Here is a 21,144-nt window from a genome sequence, read left to right as displayed (position 1 = left end):
CTAGATGCCGTGCCCGTAGCCGGAATCCTGGCTGAAGCCCGAGTCGAACACGTCCACGTAGACGGGTATCGGCGAGACCGGCTCGGCCTGCGGACGCGGGGCGGGCGGGTCCACCATCAGGATCACGGCGCGCACGCCGGCACCCTGGTGCGCGCGGACGGCGCGCTCCACGGCCTGGCAGAGTGAGGTCAGCGCCGCATCATTGCGGTCCGCTTCGTGCAACCGGCCGTTCATCCACACCTTGGGACTGCTACTACTGCCATCCATGATCGTCACCTCGTTATCGGTCTCAAGCGCCAGGTCCATCAATCGCCAAATCGCCAAATCACCAAATCACCAAATGAAAAGGGCCACCACCCCTGCGGGTGATGGCCCTTTTTAAACTTTGCTGTTTCGGTTTGGGCTACATCATCCCGCTGATCGCGGTGGGTCGAAGGTGAATAAGGCTAATCAGCAGCCACAACCCCAGCCCGACGCCCGCAAGAACAACCAGCGCGTACCCAAACGCCACGCCCGCGCGCACGACGACCGTGTTGGGGACACCCAACAGGGAACGGCGGGCGGCGATTGCGACGGCCTTCATGTGTGTAAGCAAAGCTTATCGAGCCACAGGCCCACCGGTCAAGTGCCTTATGGCCGGGGGTAGCGCTTGAGGATCTCCCGGACGCGGTCAACGGGCAGCGCCTCGGCGGCGCCCCACCGGCTCTTCACCGGCGTGGCCTTGAGCAGCGAGTTGTAGATCGCCTCTTCCGTGGCCTCGAGGGCGGCTTGGAACAAGGGCGACACGCCGTCGGCGGGCAGCAGCGTGCGGGCCTGCGGCGCGGAGGAATTGAACCGCGTGCGGAGATCGGGTGCGGTCGAGAAGGCGACGGCGAAGTCACCGCTGCCGTTGCTGTAGGAGGATCCGGTGCGGGCGAGGCCGAAAATGGCGCGGGCGGCGACGCGCTTCAGGTCGCGGGCATCAATCGGCGCGTCGGTGGCCACCACGATCATGCACGAGCCGTCCGCCTGGTCGCCGCGCGGCGTCGGCGGCTGATAGGCGTAACGTCCGAGCAGCTGCCCCACTGGCGCGCCGCCCATCGTGAGCACGCCGCCGTAGTTCGACTGCACGATCACGCCCAGTGTGTAGCCGCCGAGGTTCGCGGGCAGCTTGCGCGAAGCGGTGCCGATGCCGCCCTTCCAGCCGAACGCCTGGGTCCCGGTCCCGGCGCCGACGGTGCCCTCCTGCACGGCGCCGGTCGAGGCCGACTTCAGGGCGTCCAACACGTGCTGCGGGCGCACGTGCTGGCCGCGGATGTCATTCAGGCCGCCGTCGTTGGTCTCGCCGACCAGCGCGTTGACGGAGCGGACGTTCTGGTTGCCGGGCTGGTCGAGCGTCCACCGTACGAGTCCATCCATCGCCGCGCCCACGCTCAACGTGTTGGTGAGCGCGATGGGTGTCTCGATGGTGCCGAGTTCCTCGACCTGCGTGGAGCCGGCGAACTTGCCGAACGCGTTGCCGACGAACACCGCGCCGGCGACCTTGTCCTGGAACACGTTGCCGCCGTGCGGCACGATCACGGTGACGCCGGTCCGCACCGTGTCGTCCTGAATCAGCGTGGCCTGCCCGACGCTCACCCCGGCCACGTCGGTGATGGCATTGAGCGGCCCCGGCTCGAACACGCCCGGCGCCAGCCCAATTTCCCGGGCTCGAGGCCGCGCGCCAGTCTGCGCCAGCACACCGGCGGCGCAAACGACAACCAACGCGGCAATCAGTCTGATCTGTTTCATCACTCCCACCCCGGCTGTTGAATGATACGATTTTCGCTACCGGTATGCGGCAAATCCCCATCGAGGCCATTGACGAAGCCGCCAAACACGTCTACGAAGCCGCGGTTCGCACGCCGCTGATCAAGCTCGACTTGCCGTTCGAGGCATCCGGACAACACCGGCCCGACGTCTACCTGAAGCTCGAGTCGCTCCAGCCGATCGGGTCGTTCAAGATCCGCGGCGCGTGGAACGCGGTCCGCAAGCTCAGCGCCGACCAGATGAAGGACGGGGTCTGGACGGTCAGCGCCGGCAACGCCGCGCAGGGCGTGGCGTTCGCCGCCAGGCGCGCCGGCGTGCCGTGCTCGGTGATGGTGATGGACACCGCCCCTGACACCAAGCTGCGTTCCATCGAGCGTCTCGGCGCCACCATCGTCAGGGCGAGCTACGACGAATGCTGGCGGACCGTGGAGTCGCATGCCTCGCCGCGGATGCGCGGCCACTTCGTCCACCCGTTCGACGACGACGACTTCATCGCCGGCAACGGCACGGTGGGACTCGAGATCCTGGAAGACCTGCCGGACGTGGATGCCGTGGTCGCCTCGCTCGGCGGCGGCGGGCTGCTCGCCGGCATCGGCACGGTGATGCGGGCCCGGAAGCCGTCGGTGAAGGTCTACGCCGCCGAGCCGGCGACGGCCTCGCCGCTGGCCACCTCGCTCGCCAAAGGCGAGCCCTGCTACTTCGACGGCTGGACTGCCTCCTTCGTCGATGGCGCCGGCGGCAAGTCGGTGCTGAAGACCATGTGGCCGCTGCTGAAGGACCTGGTGGACGACTCGATCGTGATGGAGCTCGACGACATCGCCGCGGCCATGCGCCTGGCCGCCGAGCGCGTGCACGTGGTGGCCGAAGGCGCCGGCGGCTGCGCCATCGCCGCGGCGCTCAGCGGCCGCGCCGGCGCCGGCAAGGTGGTGGCGGTGGTGTCGGGCGGCAACATCGACCTGGGCAGGTTCGCCAAGCTGGTTGGCGCCGCATAAATCACCAACTCGCCAACTCGCCACTTCACGAGATCATCAATGTCTGAGGAACGTTTCGCCACCGCCGCGCCGCTGCCCGCGCGCATTCATCGCCTGCACGAACTCGCCCTCGACCTGTGGTGGAGCTGGGACCAGCGCGCGCGCGAAGTGTTTCGCCGTCTCAACTACGAGCTGTGGCGTTCGACCGCGCACAACCCGGTGCGCATGCTGCAGGGCATCACCGCCGGGCAGTTGGCGTCGGCGGCGATCGATCCGGCGTTCCTGAAAGCCTACGACCAGGCGATCTTCGGCCTCGACGAGGCGCGCACGCAGGCGCACCCGTGGTGGAAGGAACGCGCCTCGATGATGAACGGCGGCAGCATCGCCTACTTCTCCGCCGAGTTCGCGCTGCACCAGTCGCTGCCGATCTATGCCGGCGGCCTGGGCGTGCTCGCCGGCGATCACTGCAAGGAAGCCGCCGACCTCGGCGTGCCGCTGGTCGGCGTCGGCTTCATGTATCCGCAGGGCTACTTCCTGCAGCGCATGAGCAACGACGGCTGGCAGGAAGAGCGCTACCAGCGCATCAGCTGGACCGAGGCGCCGATCGAGGCCGCGCTCACGCCCGAGGGCAAGCCGTGCATCACGGCGGTGCCGCTCGGCGACCGCACGGTGCTGGCCGCGGTGTGGCGCGTGCGCCTCGGCCGCGTGCGGCTGTTCCTGCTCGACACCGATCTGGCCGAGAACGCGCCGTGGGACCGCGAGCTGTCGGCGCGGCTCTACGGCGGCGATCGCGAAACCCGCATCCAGCAGGAGATCATCCTCGGCATCGGCGGCGTGCGGGCGCTGCGCGCGCTCGGCATCACGCCGACGGTGTGGCACCTCAACGAAGGCCACGCCGCCTTCGTGGCGTTGCAGCGCATCCGCGAGGGCATCGAGAAGGGCCAGTCGTTCGACCAGGCGCTCGACGCCGTGCGCCGCTCGACGGTGTTCACCACGCACACGCCGGTGCCGGCGGGCCACGACGCCTTCCCCTTCCACCTGGTTGAGAAACACCTGGCCGGTTCGTGGGGTGAGATTGGCGAGCACCGGCCGCAATTCCTCGCCCTGGGCGAATACGACAACGGCGGCGGCTCGCAGTTCAACATGACCGCGCTGGCGCTGCGGACCTCGGCGCACGTCAACGGCGTCAGCGCCCTGCACGGCGAGGTCACCCGCACGATGTGGCGGCCGATGTGGCCCGACCTCCCGGCGGATCAGATCCCGGTGCGAAGCATCACCAACGGCGTGCACGTGCCGACCTGGATGGCCGGCGCCGTGCTCGAAGTCCTGAACCAGCACTTCGGGGCCGGCTGGCTCGATCACGTGGACGAGCCGGAACTCTGGGAGCGCCTGCTCGACATCCCGGATTCCGAGATCTGGACCATGCGCAACGCGATGCGGATGGACCTGTTCTCGTTCATCCGCGAGCGCATGCGCTCGCGGTGGTCCGACGAACAGGTCAGCCCGGCCCGCATTGTCGCCGCCGGCAGCATGCTCGATCCGCACGCGCTGACGCTGGGCTACGCGCGGCGATTCACCGCCTACAAGCGGCCGGAGCTGATCTTCCACGATCCGGATCGCCTGGCGCGCATCCTCAACGCCATCGACCGGCCGGTGCAGATCGTGTTCGCCGGCAAGGCGCACCCCGCCGATGAGCCGGCCAAGCACCACCTGCAGAGCGTGTTCAAGCACGCGCTCGATCCGAGGTTCGGCGGCCGCCTCGCCTTCATCGACGACTACGACATGCACCTGGCCCACTACCTCGTGCACGGCTGCGATGTCTGGCTGAACAACCCGCGCAAGCCGCTTGAAGCCAGCGGCACGAGCGGCATGAAGGCGGCGCTGAACGGCGTGCCCCACCTGAGCATCGGCGACGGCTGGTGGGCCGAGGGCTACAACGGCAGGAACGGCTGGCTGATCGAAAGCCACACCAATCCGGACGATCAGGACGCCACCGACGCCGCCGACGCCGAATCGCTGTATACCCTGCTCGAGAACGACATCGTCCCGCTGTTCTACGATCGCGACCAGCGCGGGCTGCCGCGCCGCTGGATCCAGGTGGTGCGCGAGGCCATGCGCTCGAACGTCCCGCGCTTCTCGACGCGGCGCATGGTGAAGCAGTACATCACCGAGATGTATGCGCCAGCGGCACAGGTGCCACCCCGTCCGGAGTTCCCGGCGTAGACCACCATGCCTGCCCGCACTGTCGTCCTCTACGGCGGTAGCGACATCCTGCACGGCCCCGTGCGAGAGGCCTTGGCCGGCGCCGGGTACTCCATCCGCGAGGTCCCGGACTGGGCGGCATGCCGGGCCGGGCTGGAGCAGGACCAGCCGGACCTGGTGCTGGTCCACGACCCGGCAGCGAGTGGCGGCGCGGCCGATCTGGCGCGACAGCTCCGAACCGGAGCACTGTCCCCGGACGCGATCCTGATCCTGCTGGTCGACGGCGGCACTCCGCCGGCAGATCGCGCGGCCGCCCTCGAGAGCGGCGCCGATCTCTGCCTGCCCCGTGATGTCGCCGCACCCGAACTGCTCGCGGCAGTCGCGGCGTGCCTGCGCCGCAAGACGACCATCGATACGCTGCGCGCCAGCGAGTCGCGATTGCGCGCCATCGTCGAGACGGAACCCGAGTGCGTCAAGGTGGTCTCCCTCGACGGCCGACTCTTGGACATGAATCCCGCCGGGCTGCGGATGATCGAGGCGCAGGATGCCGGCGAGGTCCTCGGTCGCCCGGTCGTGGAACTGGTGCATGCCGGCGACCGCGGGGCGTTTCTGGCTCTGCACCAGCGGTCCGCGGCCGGCGAGGCCGGCCGCCTGCAGTTCCGCATCGTCGGCCTGCGCGGCACGCCACGATGGGTGGATACCCACTCGGTGCCGCTCAGGGCCGCTGACGGCACGATCACCTCGATCCTGAGCGTCACCCACGACGTCACCGACCGAAAGCGGGCGGAGGACGCCCTGCAGCAGAGCGAGGCGCGGTTCCGCGAGTTGGCCGACAACCTGCGCGACGTGTTCTATACCTTTGACCCGCGCAGCGGCCGTACGCTGTATGTGAGCCCGGCCTACGAGCAGATCTGGCAGCGCACGTGCGAGAGCCTGTATCGGGTGCCGTTTTCGTATCGAGAGGCGGTGTATCCCGACGACCTGCCACTGGTGGTCGACGCGAACCGGCGGCAACAGCAGGGCCTGGCCACCGACATCGAATATCGCATCCGCCGTCCAAGCGGCGAGATCCGCTGGATTCGCGATCACTCATCGCCCGTGCGCAGCGCCACCGGAACATTTGAGCGCGTCGTCGGCACCGCCCACGACGTGACGGAGCACCGGTTGGCCGGCGATCGCGTGCGCGAGCAGGCGTCGCTGCTCGACAAGGTTCCCGACGCGATCATGGTCCGCGACCTGAATCAGCGGATCACCTACTGGAACCACGGCGCCGAGCGCATGTACGGGTGGGCAGCGGCTGAGGCGACGGGGCGCCCCGTCCACGGCCTCCTGCAGACGGAGGGGCGGGCGTTCCAGGCCGCCTGCGAGCAGGTCGTCGCAACCGGCGAGTGGGCAGGCGAACTGCAACAGAAGGCCAGGCACGACCGGAACGTGACCGTGGAGGGACGCTGGACCCTGATGCGCACGCCGCAGGGCGAGCCGCAAAGCATTCTGGCGATTGAAACGGACATCACGGCGCGCAAGGCGCTGGAGCTTCAGATCCTGCGGGCGCAGCGCATGGACAGCATCGGCACCCTCGCCGGCGGCATCGCCCACGACCTCAACAACATCCTGACGCCCATCATCATATCGGTCGACCTCCTCAAGAAGAGCGTGACCAGCGACGCCGGTCGCCGGGCAGTCTCGACCATCGGCAACAGTGCCAGGCGTGGCGCCCAATTGGTGGGCCAGGTGATGTCGTTCGCCCGCGGCATCGAGGGCCAGCGACTCAGCGTCGCCGCCGCGGACGTGATTGCCGAAGTGGCGGCGATCGTCCGCGAGACCTTTCCCAAGAACATCCGGCTGCGGATCACGTGCGAGCCCGGCACGTGGACGCTGTTGGGAGACCCGACGCAGCTGCACCAGGTGATGCTGAATCTCTGCGTGAACGCGCGCGACGCGATGCCGAACGGCGGCGAGCTGACCCTGTCGGCAGGCAACCAGGTCTTCGACCAGCGCGATGCGGCCGTCAACCTCGAGGCCCATGCCGGCCCCTACGCGGTCCTGGGCGTGGACGACTCGGGCACCGGCATTCCGCCGGACCTGCTCGAGAACATCTTCGACCCCTTCTTCACAACCAAAGAGGTTGGCAAGGGGACGGGGCTCGGGCTGTCCACCGCGCTGGCCATCATCAAGGGCCACGGCGGCTTCATCCGCTGCGATAGCACGCTCGGCGCCGGCACACGCTTCCGGCTTCATCTGCCGGCGCAGACGAACCCGGTGGACAAGGCGCCGGTGGACAAGGCGCCGGACCTGCCCCGTGGCGACGGTCAGACGGTGCTCATTGTCGATGATGAGGCGGCGATCCGCGAGGTCACCCGCGACGCTTTGGAGGCCTTCGGGTATCGCGTGCTGGAGGCCGCGAACGGCCGGGAAGGCCTGCGGGCGTACGTCGATCATCAGGGGGACGTCGATCTCGTGCTCGTCGACATGATGATGCCCGTGATGGACGGCGCCACCACCATCCAGGCGCTCGTCCAGATCGATCGCGCCGTCCGCATCGTGGCTATCAGCGGCGTCGCGACGGATGCCAGCATGGCCAGCGCCGCCGCATCCGGGACCCATCACTTTCTGCCGAAGCCATTCACCATCGAAGGCCTCCTGCAGATCCTGCGCCGGGCCCTGACCACACCGGCCCGCCAGCCCCCGCCCGAGACCGGACACAGCCGCAGATTCGATACCGATTGAATACGGATTTGTCTAATCTGCGTCTGATCGGTGACTAATCTGTGGCTGTCTGGTCTGCGGCTTAGCGAAGCCGTTCGACGCTCTCGATCGCTTCGACGTACCACCTGCGCCACGCCTCGAGAATCTCGGGCGTGGCGTTATTCGCTTCCTCAGTGGCCCTCCGCGCCGCGCGCGCCGCGCCCAGCAACCGCGTCATCGGCCCGACGTCATCCGCGCCCGCCGTCGCCAGGTACAGCGCCGTCGTCGCCACCGCGATCCCGACGTGCTGCATTTCGGCCGGGCTGGTGTTCTCCAGCGTGTCGAGATTCGTGTGGTAGTAGCGATCGGTGAAGTGCCAGTTGAGCAGCGCCGGCACGCCGGCGTTGGTGAACACGGTGTGGTCGCTGCCGCCTTCGTAGGGATTGGTCCGCACCACCCAGCCGGTGTCGCGGGCCCGCCGCAGGCTCACCGCGAGGTGGAGGTCGTTCAGAAAGCTTCCCCGCACGGTGGCCGGGTCCACCTTGCCGGCGCCCCACTCCGAATGCGGATCCGAGGGACGCTCCCAGATCGCCGACGGGTCCGGGCCTTTCTCGATCAGGAAGGTGCCGCCGGTCCTGGCCGTGTCTTCACCGGTCATGTCGAGCGACAGCATCGCCAGCACGCGTTTCGCCTGGTCGGGATGGTCCTTGATCCACTGCTGGCTGCCGCGAATCTCGTCCACCCACAGGAAGGTGATCGTGCGTTCCGGCGCCGGCAGCGCGCCGCGGCGCACGGCGTCCTGGATGGCCAACGCCGCCGCCAGCAGCGTACCGCACCCGCTGGCGTTGTCGTTCGCCCCGGGTTCCTGGACGTGCGCCACGAGCATGACGCGCTGGTCCGCTTTCGATCGGCCCGGGATGTCCACGGCGAGCGTGCGATTCGGCCGCCGGTGGAAGATCGTGTCGGCCGCCACGTGCACGGTGACCGGTCCCGCGGCCAGCGCGTCGTGGAGCCGGCGCGCCGCGCGCGGCGTGGCCTTGAACCCGAACGACTTGAGCGCCTCGTCGAACGGGATGCTGCCCCACTGCAGCACGTCCGGCGTCTGGTCGGGCCGCGTGTATGCGGGCAGATCCGACGAGATCACGCCGGCGGCGCCGCGGTTGCGCACGGCTTGCTGCCAGGCCGCGCCGAGCGGCCCGCCGGCGAGCACCACCGCTCCCTTCACGTCCTTGCCGTCGTAAGCGGCGGCGGTGTTGCCGGCGCCCACGTCCACGAGCCGGAACGACGCCCCGCCCGGCGGCGTGCTGAACGAGTTGATGGCCAGCGCGACCCGATGGGTCTCGCGCGACAACAGCACGTCCCCGTTCGCGTCGCCAATCCGCAGGGTCCCGGTTCGCTGTTCCCAGCCCATGCCTGAGTCGGTGAACGTCTCGAACCGCGGCGACAGGCCGGCCGCGGCGAGGCGCTCGAAGATGAACTGCTGCGACTGCTCGAACGCCGGGTTGCCCGCCAGCCGCCACAACGGCGCCATGGTCCGCACGGTGTCCATGGCCACCTCGGCGTCGACCCGCATCGCCAGCGCCAGGTAGATCGACTCGGCCACCGGCGGCAGCACCCGGTCAAGGGGCGGCAAGTGGGGTGCCTGCGCTACGAGCGACGCCGACAACAGCAGAACGAGTGCGCACCCCTGCCCGCCTCCGCGCGCGACAGCACTGCCCGCGCACTTCGGCGAGGTCTCGCCGTAGCGGCCTTCGGCCGCGTCGGCGGACACCCCCGTCCCCTTGCACCTCTGCACCATGGGGTACAATTCGCTAGTCATGTCTCGCAAGTCAATTGGGAACAAGAAGGGCTGCGCGTTGTGCGGGGCCAAGGAAGTCTCGGAGCCTCGCGGCGAAGAACGCTACTGCCGCGACTGCTGGGACAAGAAGATCGCGGTTGAAGAAATCGTCGCGCGCGAATTCGCGCTGAAGCGCTACATCCGCGCGCACAGCGCCGAGAAGTACCTCGTCTATCACTCCACGCAGAAGCGCCCGATCGGACAGATCATCGTGGTCGACGACGGCTACGACCTGTTCCTGACGATGACGATCTACCCGAACTTCGCGTGGGACGACCCGGCCTACCACCTCGAGGGCGACCCCGAAGGCCGCACGTTCGCGGAACTCCTGGTGGATGTCGTCGCCACGGAAGTGATTGAGCCGTGGGGCGGCGGCAAGTGGCACCTCGAAGTATTCCGGTCAACGGCTGCCGAGCCTGAAGACTGGAACGGCGAAATGTAGGTCCGCCTTCGCCCTAAGGGCTACGGCGCGACTCGGCCGGTCTTAAAAGGCAAAAGGCGGGATATAATCCGGCCTCGGAGGGTTCATCGTATGAAATTGCAACAGCGGTTGGCAGTGGCGGCGACAATCGGACTGCTACTCGCCCCGGCGGCGTTCGCAGGCCAGACACCTGCGCCGGCGCCCGCGGCCCCGGCCGCACCTCGGAAGCTGATCTCGCCCGTGCGGGGCGAGGCCACCGTGGAGTACACCAAGCCCAATACCAAGGTGACGGGCGCGAACGTGGTCACCGTGATCACGATCAAGAACACCTCGGCAGCTCCGATCGCCGGGTTCAAGCTGGAAGAAAGCTGGATCGACAAGGCCGGCACGCTCTCGGGCGGCGATACCTATCGCCATCCCAAGCCGTTCATGCCCGGTGAGATCATCACGGTGACGCTCACCACCCCGAAGAATCCCCGCATGTCGAGCAACAGCTACAACTTCTCCCACGCCAACGGCACCGTGAAGCCGAAGGCCGTGCCGAAGATCACGCCGACCACCTAACCGGCGGTCGCGGTCAACCAGAGGGCGGGCGTCGTTCCCCTACGCGGGGGACGATCCCCGCCCTTTTCTCATCTGTTTATGAGCTTGTCGGCCAGGTCGGCGGCCAGCGGCACGCGCCACGTTTCTCCCCGCCACGTTTTCAGCAGCAGCACCAGCCACAACGCCACCGCGCCCAGCCACACCACGTTGCCGGCGGCCTGGAGCAATTGGAACGACGGGCCGGCGACGAAGAAGGCCACCGCGCTCAGGCCTCCCGACGCCAGCATGACGGCCGAGAAGACGCCGAAGACGATTAGCGACTGGGCGGCGTGGAAGCGAACCCCGCGATGCTGGCGTTCGGCAAACAGGAAGACCAGCCCCGTCACCCACCAGCCGGCGTAGCAGAGCACCGAGGCCAGTCGGGCGTCAACGCCCGTGCTGGTGGGCTCGGTCACTTACCGGCCTTCTCGAACCTGATCGGGCCGGTCACTTTCGGAACGGTCACGATGTGCGCCGGCGACGTCAACACCTGCGCCGCCACCGTGCCTCGCTCTGGACTCCGCTCGCTCCACTCCACGACCAGGCCCGCGCCCTCGGCGCGGGTGCCGACAATCTCCACGGCGTAGCCGGCCGACGGCCGGGTGCCGAGGAACACGGCGATGACCGTCCGCGTGGCGAAGTCCACGCGCGGCGCGGGCTGGTCGCCGGCGTGCTGGCGCCACAGCGCGGCCCAGTCCTCGGCCGAGCGGGCCACGGCCTCTCGCGGCTCTTCGATGCCACTCATCATGTCGCGGGCGATGGTCTGCATCGGTGCCGGCGCGGTCTGCAGGATGGCGGCGACCAACAAGGGTAACAGGTTCATCATGGCTGGCTCGCGGCGGGCGTGGGCAGCACCCGGAACACAACTTCCTGGAACGTCGTCTCGCGGTCGCCGATCTGCGCCGTGGCCTCGACCCGAAGCACGTAGAGGCCCGGCGCCAGGCCTTTCATCGGGATGCGCGCCTGGAAGCCGTAGCCGCCGGCGGCGCCGGCCAGTTCGGAACTCTCACGCGTCTCGCGCGTCTGGAACACGGTCTGGCCGCCTTCGGCCTTGATCATCGCGTTGATCTCGACCTTGTGGGCCTGCTTGATGTTGTCGTAGACCTCGGCGAAGAACGCGAGTTCATCGCTCTGCGGGAAGTCGCGGTAACTCGACAGCGGTCCCGGGAGGAGCTTCTCGAGCGGATCCTTGGGCCGGATGGTCGGCGCCGCGCCGCTCAGGGCGCTGGTCAGCGCGAGGCTGCTCATCGACAGCGGCGTCTTCGCAAAGTCGGGCACCTCGAGGTCGAAGGTCACCGACCCGGCCTTCCGGGTGTTGCCTTCGCGCACCGCGACCCGCAGCTGATACCGGCCGGGCGCCAGGTCAATCGACTGGATCACGCGGAAGCCGGTCACCTTGACGCGGTTCGCGGTGTCGGGCTTCATGTTCAGGTTCACCGTGTTGCGGTCGCTGTAGGTGGTCTTGCCCTTCTCGTCGGTGGCCATCGCCATCACTTCGAGATCGTTCTTGAACATGCCGCCCGCTTCCGCGAACGGCAGCGTGCTGCCGTTGACCAGCGTGGAGATGACGACCGCGCCCTTGGGCGCGGGGCCCTTGAACACGGCCGCGGTCATGCCGAGCGGCAGGCCGGGCAGCGGCAACGGGCTTTCGATCGCCTCGCGCAGTTCTGCCGACGCCGCATTCGGCGTGGCCGGCTTGACTTCCGGCACGCGTCCGCGCGGCGCGACGTAGCCCTTGCGGGCGCGGACCACGAGGCCCGACTTGTTGTTCAACTTGACTTCGATCTTGCGGAAGCGGCCGTCGCGCCGATCGTTGGTCGAGTAATAGCCCATCACGTAGTAGGCGCTGTTGTCGTCAACGATGCGCTGGAAGGCGGTGGCGAAATCGTTGCGGTTGACCACGGCGAAGCCGCCGGTCTCTTCCGACAGCACCCGCAGGCTGTCTTGCGCCAGCCGCACTTCGTTGAACATCGCGCTGCTGCCGAGACCGACCGTGGTGTCGTCCGGGAACGACTGCACTTCGATGAGGTCGTCGCCCGCCGAGGCGATGCCGCGCGGGTCAACGCCGTAGACGGCGACGTTGGCGCGGGTCGCCGCGGCGATCAGCTCGCGCGTCGCGTCCATCACCATGGTCGCCTCGGTGTTCTCGAACACGTTGGTGATGTCGTAGTCGATGCCCTCGCTGAACATCACCAGCGCCTTGCGGCGGCCGCGGATGTCGCCCAGGTACTGGGCCAGGTTGCGGACGGTCTCGAGCGCGTTGCGCGCCTGGTAGCCCCGCTCCTTGTCGTCGAGGTCCACCGGATTGCCGGTGTCGGAGGTGCCAGCCCGCCGGAAGTAGTCATCCACCTTGTTCATGGTGGACGACCGCAGCTTGCGGCCCAGGAATTTGTCCACCGACTGCAGCAGCAGCCGCTGGCTGCTGGTGAAGTCCTGGGCGGCGTCGGTGCGCCCGCCGGTGAAGACCACGGCGGCGAGGTCGTTGCTGCCGATGTAGCGCTCGATGAACTGGCGCGCCGCGTTCCGCGTGCGCTGCGAGCGCAGCGCGTTGGTGTGCAGGTCGTCCAGGACCAGCAGGTAGATGCGCCCGTCGGCGGCCTGCAGGTTGGTGCGGACGTCGGACTCGATCGGCTTCGACGCGAACAGCGGCCGTTCGGGACGCTCGACCGGGATGTTGACCAGTGAAAACGCCGTCACCTTCTGCGGCTTGCCGTCTTCGAGCACCTGGAAGTCGCCGGCCTTGAGATCCGGGATGAACTTGCCCTGCGCGTCGAGCACCCGGGCATCGACCTCGACGTAGTTGACCTCGGCGCGAAACGTGATGGGCGGCTGCTGCGGAGCCGGTGGCTGGGGTGCCGCGGGCTGAGCCGCCTGGCCGTGCACTGGTCCGCCGGCGGCAAGGATGGTCAGCAATAGGGCGCAAAAAATCGTTCGTGTCGTCATAACAGTTGGCTCAGAGGCTGGCACCGCTGATTATAGGACGCCAGGCGGTACCGGGCGGTTCTGGGCGTCCGCTATAATCGGAGGAATATGCCCATTGACGTGGCCGCCGTACAGGAGGCCCTGCGGGCCCACGGCCTGGATGCCTGGCTCCTCTACGACTTCCAGGGTTCAAACCCGGTCGCCTACCGCATGGCGGGTCTCGCCGGCGCCGGCCACCTGGCCACGCGGCGATGGTTCTACCTGATTCCCGCCACCGGCGAGCCGCGCGGCCTGGTCCACGCCATCGAGCGCTACAACCTGGACCACCTGCCCGGTGCCAAGGCCGTCTACGCCGGCCGCGAGCAGTTGGAGACCGGCCTCGCCTCGCTGGTGAACGGCGTGAAGCGCGTGGCCATGGAGTACTCGCCGCGCTGCGCCATCCCCTACGTGTCGCGCGTTGACGCCGGCACCATCGAGCTGGTGCGCGGCCTCGGCCTCGAGGTGGTGTCGTCCGGGGATCTCATCCAGCAGTTCGAGGCGCGGTGGAGCGACGCCGCGATCGTCACCCATCGCAAGGCCTCAGAAGCGCTGTACCGCATCAAGGATCGCGCGTTCGCATCGGTGGCCCGGCGGCTACGCGACGGCGTGCCCACCACCGAGTACGACATCCAGCAGCAGATGGTCGGCTGGTTCGGCGACGAAGGCCTGGTCGCCGATTCGGCGCCGTGCGTGTCGGCGCAGGAAAACGCCGGCAACCCGCACTACCTCGCGTCCGCCGCCCAGCATCGGGTGATCCGCAAGCACGAGCTGGTGCTGCTCGACCTGTGGGGCAGATTGACCGAGCCGGGAGCCGTCTACGCCGACATCACGTGGATGGGATTTGCCGGCGCCGAGGTCCCGGCGCGCATGACCCAGGCGTTTACCGCCATCTGCGGCGCGCGTGATGCCGCCGTCGCCGCGATCCAGGACGCCGCGAAGGCGGGACGCGACATCCGTGGCTTCGAGGCCGACCGCGCCGCGCGGCGCGTGCTGGTCGAGGCGGGGTTCGCCGACGCCATCCTGCACCGGACCGGCCACAGCCTGGGCGAAAACGTCCACGGCAATGGCGCCCATCTGGACGATTACGAAACCCACGACGAGCGGCGCCTGCTGCCCGGCAGCGGGTTTACCATCGAGCCAGGGCTCTATTTCAAGGATTTTGGCGTTCGGACCGAGATCAATATGGTCTGGACCGGCAACGGCCCGGAGGTCACAGGGCCTCGCCAGGCGTCCTTCGTCACGTTAGTGTAGGCAGTGCAATCGGCGCCCCGTGAAGGGGTGCCCTACGAAATACGCGGGTTTTGGAGGAAGTCTCATGTCGAGCCGGAAAACGACGCTGTTCTATTCGTTCCTGATCATGGTGGCCTCGCTCGCGGTCGGGATGGTCATTGCCTCCCGCCTCGAGCTGACGCCGGCCTCGTCGGCGCAGACCATGGCGCCGCCGCCCATGAACAGCGCCCCCTTGAGCGGCCCGGTGGACGCCGCCACGTTTCGCAACATCGCCAAGGCGATGAGCCCGGCCGTGGTCAACATCCGCAGCACCTCGACGCAGCGCGCGCAGGAGATGACCGAGTTCTTCGGCGGCGGCGGCGGCGGCGGCGGCGACGACCTGCTCGAGCGCTTCTTCGGCGGCCAGGACCGCGCCCGCCCGAAACAGCCGCGCGAGCAGCAGACGCAGGCGGCCGGCACCGGCTTCGTGATCAACAAGGAAGGCTACATCCTCACCAACAACCACGTGGTCGAGGGCGCCACCAAGATCGAAGTGAACTTCCTGGGTGAAGAAGGCGACGTCTATCACGAAGCCAAGCTGGTCGGCCGCGACCCGCTCACCGACAGCGCCCTCATCCAGCTGGTCGAGCCGAAGAAGGACCTGATGGAAGTGAAGTTCGGCGACTCCTCCAAGATGGAGCCGGGCGACTGGGTGATGGCGATCGGCAACCCGTTCGGCCTCGCCCACACCGTGAGCGTGGGCGTGATCAGCGCCACCGCGCGCTCGTTCCCGATCGCCGAGCAGCGCTTCGCCGACGTGCTGCAAACCGACGCCGCGATCAACCCCGGCAACTCGGGCGGCCCCCTGCTCAACGCGCGCGGCGAAGTGATCGGCATCAACACCGCCATCTACACGGACTCGCGGGCGCAGGGCAACATCGGCATCGGCTTCGCCATTCCGATCAACAGCGTGCGCGAGCTGATTCCGCAACTGCGCACCGGCAAGGTGACGCGCGGCGTCATTGGCGTGCAGGTGACCCCGGTCCCCGCCGACGCGCTCGCCGAGTTCGGCCTCAAGGAGCGGAAGGGCGCGCTGGTCGGCGCCGTCACCCGCGGCCAGCCGGCGTCGAAAGCCGGCATCGAACCCGGTGACGTCATCCTGGAATTCAACAGCAAGTCGATCAAGAACCGCGACGAGCTGGTCGCCACCGTCATGGCGACCAGGCCCGGGGCGACCGTGCCGGTGAAGGTCATGCGCGATCGCGAAGAGAAGACGCTGAACCTGACCGTCGGCGAGCTGGACCTCGAGGATGAAGGCAATCGCGCCGCGGCCACCCGCGAGACCTCGGCCGAGCCCGACGAGCAGGCGTCGCAGGGTTTCGGCATCACGCTGACGCTGCTGACCGCCGACGTCGCCCGCCGCTTGCGCGCGCCGGCCGACACGCAGGGCGTGCTGGTGTCGGACGTGGAACAGGGCAGCCCGGCGTTCCGCCAGGGCCTGACGCGCGGCGACATCATCACCCAGGTGAACCGCAAGGCGGTCCGCACGCCGCAGGAAGCCAGCAAGGCGCTGGCCCAGGTGTCATCGGGCGGCACCGCGTTCCTGCTGGTGATTCGCGGCGGCCAGGAACAGTTCTTCACCGTCCGCAAGGAATAACGGGGCGTTTGCGGTGGCGCTCGAGCGCGAGATCAAGCTTCGTTTCGACAGTGCCGACGAGGCACGGGCGAAGATTCTCGCGCTTGGCGCCACGCCGCTCCACGGCCGCCGCCTCCAGGAAGACGCGCTGCTCGACACCGAAGACGAGGCGCTGCGCCGCCAGCGATCGACGCTGCGCGTGCGATCCGAGGGCGGCAAAAGCATCCTGACGTTCAAGGGACCGCCGCTGCCGGGGATCGTCAAGCTCCGCGAGGAACACGAAACCATCGTCGCCGACGGCGCCGCGCTGCTCACCATTCTCGAAAGCCTCGGCCTCCACATCTGGTTCCGCTACGAGAAGTACCGCGAGGAGTTCGAGGCGGACGACGTGGTGATGGCGGTGGACGAGACGCCGATGGGCGTGTTCGTGGAACTCGAAGGCGGCGAGGCCGCCATTCACGCGACGGCACGCGCGCTCGGCCGCCTGCCGTCCGACTACATCAGCGATTCGTATCGCTTCCTGTTTCTCCAGCATCGCGACGCGAACGGCCTGGCCGGGTCCGACATGGTGTTCGCCGGCTTGGCCACCGTAGCGCCCGTCGCGAAGGTGGGCCACGCCGACGAATGAGCAGCCTGTCACGCTGGCCGGCGCTGGTGCTCACCGCCGGCCTGGGCACCCGCCTGCAACCGCTCTCGTCGGTCCGCGCCAAGGCGGCGCTGCCGGTGGCCGGCGAGGCGCTGGTCGTGCGGATCCTGCGGGCGCTCCGCGCCGCGGGCGTCACCCGCGTGGTCCTCAACCTGCATCATCGTGCCGAGACGATTGCACGCGAAGTCGGCGACGGCTCCGGCGTCGGACTCGGCGTGCGCTACTCGTGGGAACCGGACGTGCTGGGGTCCGCGGGCGGCCCGGCGCGGGCCTTGCCGCTGCTCGACGCGGATCGCTTCCTGATCGTCAATGGCGACACGCTGGCCGGCGTTGACCTGCCGGCGCTGGCGGCGCAGCACGTCAACACCAACGCGCTCGTGACCATGGCGGTGGTGGACGGCGATCCGAAGTACAACGGCATCATCGCCGACGAGGCGGGAATCGTCCGCGGGTTCGGCCGCGAGCCGGGCGCGTACCACTTCATCGGGATACAGGCGGCCAATGCGGCGGCGTTCGCGGGTGTCAGCCCCAACCACAAGTCCGAGACCGTGCACGGCATGTATCCCGGCCTGATCGCGCAGCGGCAGGGCAACGTGCGTGTCATGCGGACCACCGCCGAGTTCTTCGACATCGGCACGCCGCGCGACTACCTGGCGACGGCGCTCGCGATCGCCGCGCGCGAAGGCCGGCCGGCCGACCGCGGCCCGGGCTGCACGATCGCGCCCGGCGTGACGCTCACCGACACCATTCTCTGGAACCACGTCACGATCGGCGCCCGCGCCTCCCTCACCCGCTGCGTCGTGGCCGACCACGTCACGGTGCCGGTGGATGCGCAACATGTCGAATGCTCGCTCGTTATGCGCGACAATAGGGTGGTCGCCGAACCCTTCTGACCCTTTCTGAACCTTTCAGCACCCTTCGAACCTTGGACCCACGCCTCGAGCAATACCTCAGCCTCCAGAACCTGACCGCCCGCGTGACGACGGTCATGCCCCTGACCGGCGATGCCTCGGATCGCCGCTACTTCCGCGTGCTGATAAAGGGCGAGAAGCCGATCGTCCTGGCCCTGCACCAGGGGCCCATCGACTTTGCGACCATGCCGTTCGTGGCGGTGGCGCGCCTGCTGCAGCAGATCCCGCTGCCGGTGCCGGCCATCCTGCATCATTCGGATGAACTGGGCGTGCTGGGCCTCGAGGACCTGGGCGACGTCACGCTGCAGGCGCACCTCGGCGCCGCCACGCCGGCGGAGCACGCCGCCCTCTACCGCCAGGCGGTGTCGTTCATCGCCCGCCTGCAGCAGCGCGGCGAGGCGTTGCGGTCCAATGCCTATCCGCCCTACAACATTGCCTTCGACGTGGACAAACTGACCTGGGAGCTGGAGTTCTTCGTCAAGCACTACCTGGTCGCCTACAAGGGCGCGGCGCTCACCGGCCCGCAGCGCGAGGCGGTGCGCGCCGAGTGGTCGGCGATCGTCGCGGAACTGGCCGGCGAGCCCCGCGTGTTGTGCCATCGCGACTACCACAGCCGCAACCTGATGCTGCACGACGGGTCGCTCTACATCATCGACTTCCAGGACGCGCGCATGGGCCCCGACACCTACGACCTGGTGTCGCTGCTCCGCGACTCGTACGTGGATCTCACGGGCGCGCAGGTGGACGAGCTGATCGCCTTCTTCCTGGCGCTGAAGGGCGAGGGCCGCGCCCAGGACGAGGCCGGGTTCCGGCGCCGGTTCGACCTGATGGCCCTGCAGCGCAACCTCAAGGCGCTCGGCACCTTCGGCTACATGACGACGACGCGCAACAACACGGTGTACATCCAGTACATCCCGCGCACGCTCAGCCATGTGAAGGCCAACCTGGCCAGGTACCCGCGCTTCGCGCGGCTGCGGGAACTGCTCGACGAGTGGCTATAGACTAACGACTTGGGGCTTGTGACTTGAGGCTTGGGGCCTGAGGCAGCTGACCGTGTTTGGCATTTCCACTCACCTGTATCTGAGCGACCGATTGGACCGGGACCACCTGGTCGAGATTGCGGCACACGGATTCGATGCCGTCGAAGTGTTCGCCGTGCGCGATCACTTCGACTACTTCGATCGCCGCGCCGCCATCGCGCTGGCCGAATGGCTGGACGACACCCGGCTCACGCTGCATTCGTTCCACGCGCCGATCGCGGCCACCTACGTCAAGGGCACGTGGCAGGACGGCTACACGCTGGCCGCGTCGGACGAGCCCAGGCGGAAGCGCGCGGTGGCGGAAACCACGGCGGTGCTGAACGTCGCGGCGGTGCTGCCCTACCAGGTGCTGGTGCTCCACTGCGGCGTCCCGGCGCCGCACGGGCTGCCGGCCGACAACCACCTGCCGTCGCTCATCCGCAGCCTCGAAGAGCTGTCGCCGGTCGCCGCCGGTGTCGGCGTCAGGCTGGCGGTCGAAGTGATCCCGAACGGGTTGTCCACCCCGACGTCGCTGGTCGAACTGCTCGAGAGCGACCTCGACGCCGACGACCTCGGCATTTGCATGGACGTGGGCCACGCCCGGCTGATGGGTGACGTGGTGGACGCGATCGAAGCGTGTTCGGGCCACCTGCTCACGACCCACCTGCACGACAATCGGGGCCGCGGTGACGATCACCTGGTTCCCGGCCAGGGTGTGGTGGATTGGGACGCGACGCTGCTGGCCTTCCAGAAGGTCGGCTACGACGGCGCGTGGATGTTCGAGCTGGCGGTGGCCGCCGAACGCCGCCCGGTGCTCGAGCGCGCGGTGAAGGCGCGTGAACGGTTTGAGTCGCTCCTGAATATCGGCGACGAGATGTTGGGACCGGGGTCCGACCCCGAGTAGAGATTGCCGAGGGGTCGGACCCCGACGCAGAGCACATACACATGCAGACATACATCAACAAGATCGGCGACCACGTCGGCGAGTCGGTGACCATCAAGGGCTGGCTGCACAACCGGCGGTCGAGCGGCAAGATCCACTTCATCGTGATCCGCGACGGCACGGGCTTTCTGCAGGTGGTGATGGGCAAGAAGGACGTGGACGAGGCCACCTTTGCCGTGGCGGATCACCTCAGCCAGGAAAGCGCCATCATCGTTACCGGCACGGTCCGCGCCGATGAACGCGCGGCGGGCGGCTACGAGTTGATCGCCAGCGGCCTCGAGGTCGTGAACGAGGCGCACGACTACCCGATCACGCCGAAGGAACACGGCGTCGACTTCCTCATGGACCGGCGCCATCTCTGGATTCGCGCCGAGCGGCAGACGGCGATCCTGCGGGTCCGCCACGAGATCATCAACGCCGTCCGCGACTTCTTCAACGGCCAGGGCTTCATCCTGGCCGACACGCCGATCTTCACGCCGGCGGCATGCGAAGGCACCACCACGCTGTTCCCGGTGGAGTACTTCGAGCACGAGAAGGCCTACCTGACGCAGAGCGGGCAGCTCTACAACGAAGCCAACGCCATGGCGCTCGGCAAGGTCTACGCCTTCGGCCCGACCTTCCGCGCTGAGAAGAGCAAGACGCGGCGGCACCTGACCGAGTTCTGGATGGTCGAGCCCGAGATGGCCTACGCCGACCTGAACGACGTGATCACGCTGGCCGAGGGGCTGATCACCTCGGTGGTGGCGCGCGTGCTGGATCGCCGGGCGAAGGAACTGAAGACGCTCGAGCGCAACACCAGCAAGCTCGAAGCGGTGAAGGCGCCGTTCCCGCGCCTCCACTACGACGAGGCCGCGAAGATCCTGCTCGACAAGGGCCTGCCCTTCCAGGTGGGCGGCGACTTCGGCGGCACCGACGAGACCGTGCTGTCGGAGCAGTTCGATCGCCCGGTGTGCGTGACGCACTACCCCGCCGCGATCAAGGCGTTCTACATGAAGCCGGATCCGAACGAGATGGACAAGGCGCTGTGCGTGGACGTGCTCGCGCCCGAGGGCTACGGCGAGATCATCGGCGGCGGCCAGCGCCTCGACGATCTCGATCTGCTGCTGCAGCGCATCAAGGAGCACGACCTGCCGCAGGAAGCGTTCGAGTGGTACCTCGACCTGCGCCGCTACGGCTCGGTGCCGCACGGCGGCTTCGGCATGGGCATCGAGCGCTGCGTCAGCTGGATCTGCGGGCTGGAACACGTGCGCGAGACCATTCCGTATCCGCGCATGCTCTACCGGATCTACCCATAAACAGAAGATCAGGAGGTTAGGAGCCGTTTCTCCTAATC

Annotated in this window: 19 protein-coding genes; 12 read left to right on the top strand and 7 right to left on the bottom strand. The window is 68.1% G+C overall.

Features of this window, described 5'->3' with window-relative positions:
* From WC815_05835 to WC815_05825, 3 genes are all read right to left on the bottom strand, one after another.
* Positions 1 to 306: a hypothetical protein gene (locus WC815_05835; protein ID MFA5908275.1), complete on the bottom strand. Its 306-nt coding sequence runs from the start codon at positions 304 to 306 to the stop codon at positions 1 to 3.
* A 97-nt stretch (positions 307 to 403) separates the two neighbouring features.
* Positions 404 to 583 carry a hypothetical protein gene (locus WC815_05830; GenBank protein ID MFA5908274.1) on the bottom strand — a complete coding sequence of 60 codons (180 nt, stop codon included), beginning with the start codon at positions 581 to 583 and terminating at the stop codon, positions 404 to 406.
* Between the two features lie 47 nt (positions 584 to 630).
* Positions 631 to 1,770: a P1 family peptidase gene (locus WC815_05825; GenBank protein ID MFA5908273.1), complete on the bottom strand. Its 1,140-nt coding sequence runs from the start codon at positions 1,768 to 1,770 to the stop codon at positions 631 to 633.
* Between the two features lie 44 nt (positions 1,771 to 1,814).
* On the opposite strand from WC815_05825, the gene WC815_05820 reads away from it, so the two are divergent.
* From WC815_05820 to WC815_05810, 3 genes are read left to right on the top strand one after another with little or no spacing between them, the layout of a single operon-like run.
* The gene (locus tag WC815_05820) at positions 1,815 to 2,780 is read left to right on the top strand and encodes a pyridoxal-phosphate dependent enzyme (protein MFA5908272.1); all 966 of its coding nucleotides are present in this window, start codon (positions 1,815 to 1,817) and stop codon (positions 2,778 to 2,780) included.
* Positions 2,781 to 2,819: 39 nt separating this feature from the next.
* Positions 2,820 to 4,982, top strand: coding sequence for an alpha-glucan family phosphorylase (gene glgP / locus WC815_05815; GenBank protein ID MFA5908271.1), 2,163 nt, complete (start codon positions 2,820 to 2,822; stop codon positions 4,980 to 4,982).
* Positions 4,983 to 4,988: 6 nt separating this feature from the next.
* Positions 4,989 to 7,688: a PAS domain S-box protein gene (locus WC815_05810; protein MFA5908270.1), complete on the top strand. Its 2,700-nt coding sequence runs from the start codon at positions 4,989 to 4,991 to the stop codon at positions 7,686 to 7,688.
* Between the two features lie 61 nt (positions 7,689 to 7,749).
* Here WC815_05810 and WC815_05805 read toward each other — a convergent pair whose 3' ends face one another.
* The gene (locus WC815_05805) at positions 7,750 to 9,444 is read right to left on the bottom strand and encodes a M28 family peptidase (GenBank protein MFA5908269.1); all 1,695 of its coding nucleotides are present in this window, start codon (positions 9,442 to 9,444) and stop codon (positions 7,750 to 7,752) included.
* Positions 9,445 to 9,463: 19 nt separating this feature from the next.
* Here WC815_05805 and WC815_05800 point away from each other — a divergent pair, with 19 nt between their 5' ends.
* Both WC815_05800 and WC815_05795 read left to right on the top strand, forming a co-directional pair.
* The gene (locus WC815_05800; GenBank protein ID MFA5908268.1) at positions 9,464 to 9,925 is read left to right on the top strand and encodes a hypothetical protein; all 462 of its coding nucleotides are present in this window, start codon (positions 9,464 to 9,466) and stop codon (positions 9,923 to 9,925) included.
* Positions 9,926 to 10,015: 90 nt separating this feature from the next.
* Positions 10,016 to 10,468: a hypothetical protein gene (locus WC815_05795; protein MFA5908267.1), complete on the top strand. Its 453-nt coding sequence runs from the start codon at positions 10,016 to 10,018 to the stop codon at positions 10,466 to 10,468.
* Positions 10,469 to 10,536: 68 nt separating this feature from the next.
* Here WC815_05795 and WC815_05790 read toward each other — a convergent pair whose 3' ends face one another.
* From WC815_05790 to WC815_05780, 3 genes are read right to left on the bottom strand one after another with little or no spacing between them, the layout of a single operon-like run.
* On the bottom strand, positions 10,537 to 10,902 hold the full coding sequence (locus tag WC815_05790; protein MFA5908266.1) for a hypothetical protein: 366 nt from the start codon (positions 10,900 to 10,902) through the stop codon (positions 10,537 to 10,539).
* A complete protein-coding gene (locus WC815_05785; protein ID MFA5908265.1) occupies positions 10,899 to 11,312 on the bottom strand; it encodes a protease complex subunit PrcB family protein in 414 nt (137 codons plus the stop codon). The genes WC815_05790 and WC815_05785 overlap by 4 nt, the downstream gene beginning before the upstream one ends.
* Positions 11,309 to 13,399, bottom strand: coding sequence for a VWA domain-containing protein (locus WC815_05780; GenBank protein MFA5908264.1), 2,091 nt, complete (start codon positions 13,397 to 13,399; stop codon positions 11,309 to 11,311). Before WC815_05780 ends, WC815_05785 begins: the two co-directional genes overlap by 4 nt.
* 117 nt (positions 13,400 to 13,516) lie before the next feature.
* Here WC815_05780 and WC815_05775 point away from each other — a divergent pair, with 117 nt between their 5' ends.
* From WC815_05775 to asnS, 7 genes are all read left to right on the top strand, one after another.
* Positions 13,517 to 14,698: a M24 family metallopeptidase gene (locus WC815_05775; GenBank protein MFA5908263.1), complete on the top strand. Its 1,182-nt coding sequence runs from the start codon at positions 13,517 to 13,519 to the stop codon at positions 14,696 to 14,698.
* 64 nt (positions 14,699 to 14,762) lie between these two features.
* On the top strand, positions 14,763 to 16,313 hold the full coding sequence (locus tag WC815_05770; GenBank protein MFA5908262.1) for a Do family serine endopeptidase: 1,551 nt from the start codon (positions 14,763 to 14,765) through the stop codon (positions 16,311 to 16,313).
* Between the two features lie 13 nt (positions 16,314 to 16,326).
* The gene (locus WC815_05765) at positions 16,327 to 16,920 is read left to right on the top strand and encodes a class IV adenylate cyclase (GenBank protein MFA5908261.1); all 594 of its coding nucleotides are present in this window, start codon (positions 16,327 to 16,329) and stop codon (positions 16,918 to 16,920) included.
* Positions 16,917 to 17,831 carry a sugar phosphate nucleotidyltransferase gene (locus tag WC815_05760; GenBank protein ID MFA5908260.1) on the top strand — a complete coding sequence of 305 codons (915 nt, stop codon included), beginning with the start codon at positions 16,917 to 16,919 and terminating at the stop codon, positions 17,829 to 17,831. The genes WC815_05765 and WC815_05760 overlap by 4 nt, the downstream gene beginning before the upstream one ends.
* A 32-nt stretch (positions 17,832 to 17,863) precedes the next feature.
* Complete coding sequence (locus tag WC815_05755) at positions 17,864 to 18,850, top strand: phosphotransferase (protein MFA5908259.1); 987 nt, start codon at positions 17,864 to 17,866, stop codon at positions 18,848 to 18,850.
* A 91-nt stretch (positions 18,851 to 18,941) separates the two neighbouring features.
* Positions 18,942 to 19,772, top strand: coding sequence for a sugar phosphate isomerase/epimerase family protein (locus WC815_05750; GenBank protein MFA5908258.1), 831 nt, complete (start codon positions 18,942 to 18,944; stop codon positions 19,770 to 19,772).
* A 41-nt stretch (positions 19,773 to 19,813) separates the two neighbouring features.
* Positions 19,814 to 21,106, top strand: a complete 1,293-nt coding sequence (gene asnS, locus WC815_05745; protein MFA5908257.1) for an asparagine--tRNA ligase — start codon at positions 19,814 to 19,816, stop codon at positions 21,104 to 21,106.
* Positions 21,107 to 21,144: the final 38 nt, after the last annotated feature.

Source organism: Vicinamibacterales bacterium (assembly GCA_041659285.1).
Taxonomy (GTDB): domain Bacteria; phylum Acidobacteriota; class Vicinamibacteria; order Vicinamibacterales; family UBA2999; genus 12-FULL-67-14b.
Note: the sequence above shows the minus strand (reverse complement) of the source record. Positions and strands in the feature narration are given on the sequence as shown.

Bases quoted from the DNA above. Each gene is read 5' to 3' on its own strand.
- WC815_05775 (MFA5908263.1), top strand. From the start codon at position 13,517: ATGCCCATTGACGTGGCCGCCGTACAGGAGGCCCTGCGGGCCCACGGC.
- WC815_05820 (MFA5908272.1), top strand. From the start codon at position 1,815: ATGCGGCAAATCCCCATCGAGGCCATTGACGAAGCCGCCAAACACGTC.
- WC815_05760 (MFA5908260.1), top strand. From the start codon at position 16,917: ATGAGCAGCCTGTCACGCTGGCCGGCGCTGGTGCTCACCGCCGGCCTG.
- WC815_05805 (MFA5908269.1), bottom strand. From the start codon at position 9,444: ATGGTGCAGAGGTGCAAGGGGACGGGGGTGTCCGCCGACGCGGCCGAA.
- WC815_05785 (MFA5908265.1), bottom strand. From the start codon at position 11,312: ATGATGAACCTGTTACCCTTGTTGGTCGCCGCCATCCTGCAGACCGCG.
- WC815_05795 (MFA5908267.1), top strand. From the start codon at position 10,016: ATGAAATTGCAACAGCGGTTGGCAGTGGCGGCGACAATCGGACTGCTA.
- WC815_05830 (MFA5908274.1), bottom strand. From the start codon at position 583: ATGAAGGCCGTCGCAATCGCCGCCCGCCGTTCCCTGTTGGGTGTCCCC.
- WC815_05825 (MFA5908273.1), bottom strand. From the start codon at position 1,770: ATGAAACAGATCAGACTGATTGCCGCGTTGGTTGTCGTTTGCGCCGCC.
- glgP (MFA5908271.1), top strand. From the start codon at position 2,820: ATGTCTGAGGAACGTTTCGCCACCGCCGCGCCGCTGCCCGCGCGCATT.
- asnS (MFA5908257.1), top strand. From the start codon at position 19,814: ATGCAGACATACATCAACAAGATCGGCGACCACGTCGGCGAGTCGGTG.
- WC815_05770 (MFA5908262.1), top strand. From the start codon at position 14,763: ATGTCGAGCCGGAAAACGACGCTGTTCTATTCGTTCCTGATCATGGTG.
- WC815_05835 (MFA5908275.1), bottom strand. From the start codon at position 306: ATGGACCTGGCGCTTGAGACCGATAACGAGGTGACGATCATGGATGGC.
- WC815_05810 (MFA5908270.1), top strand. From the start codon at position 4,989: ATGCCTGCCCGCACTGTCGTCCTCTACGGCGGTAGCGACATCCTGCAC.
- WC815_05800 (MFA5908268.1), top strand. From the start codon at position 9,464: ATGTCTCGCAAGTCAATTGGGAACAAGAAGGGCTGCGCGTTGTGCGGG.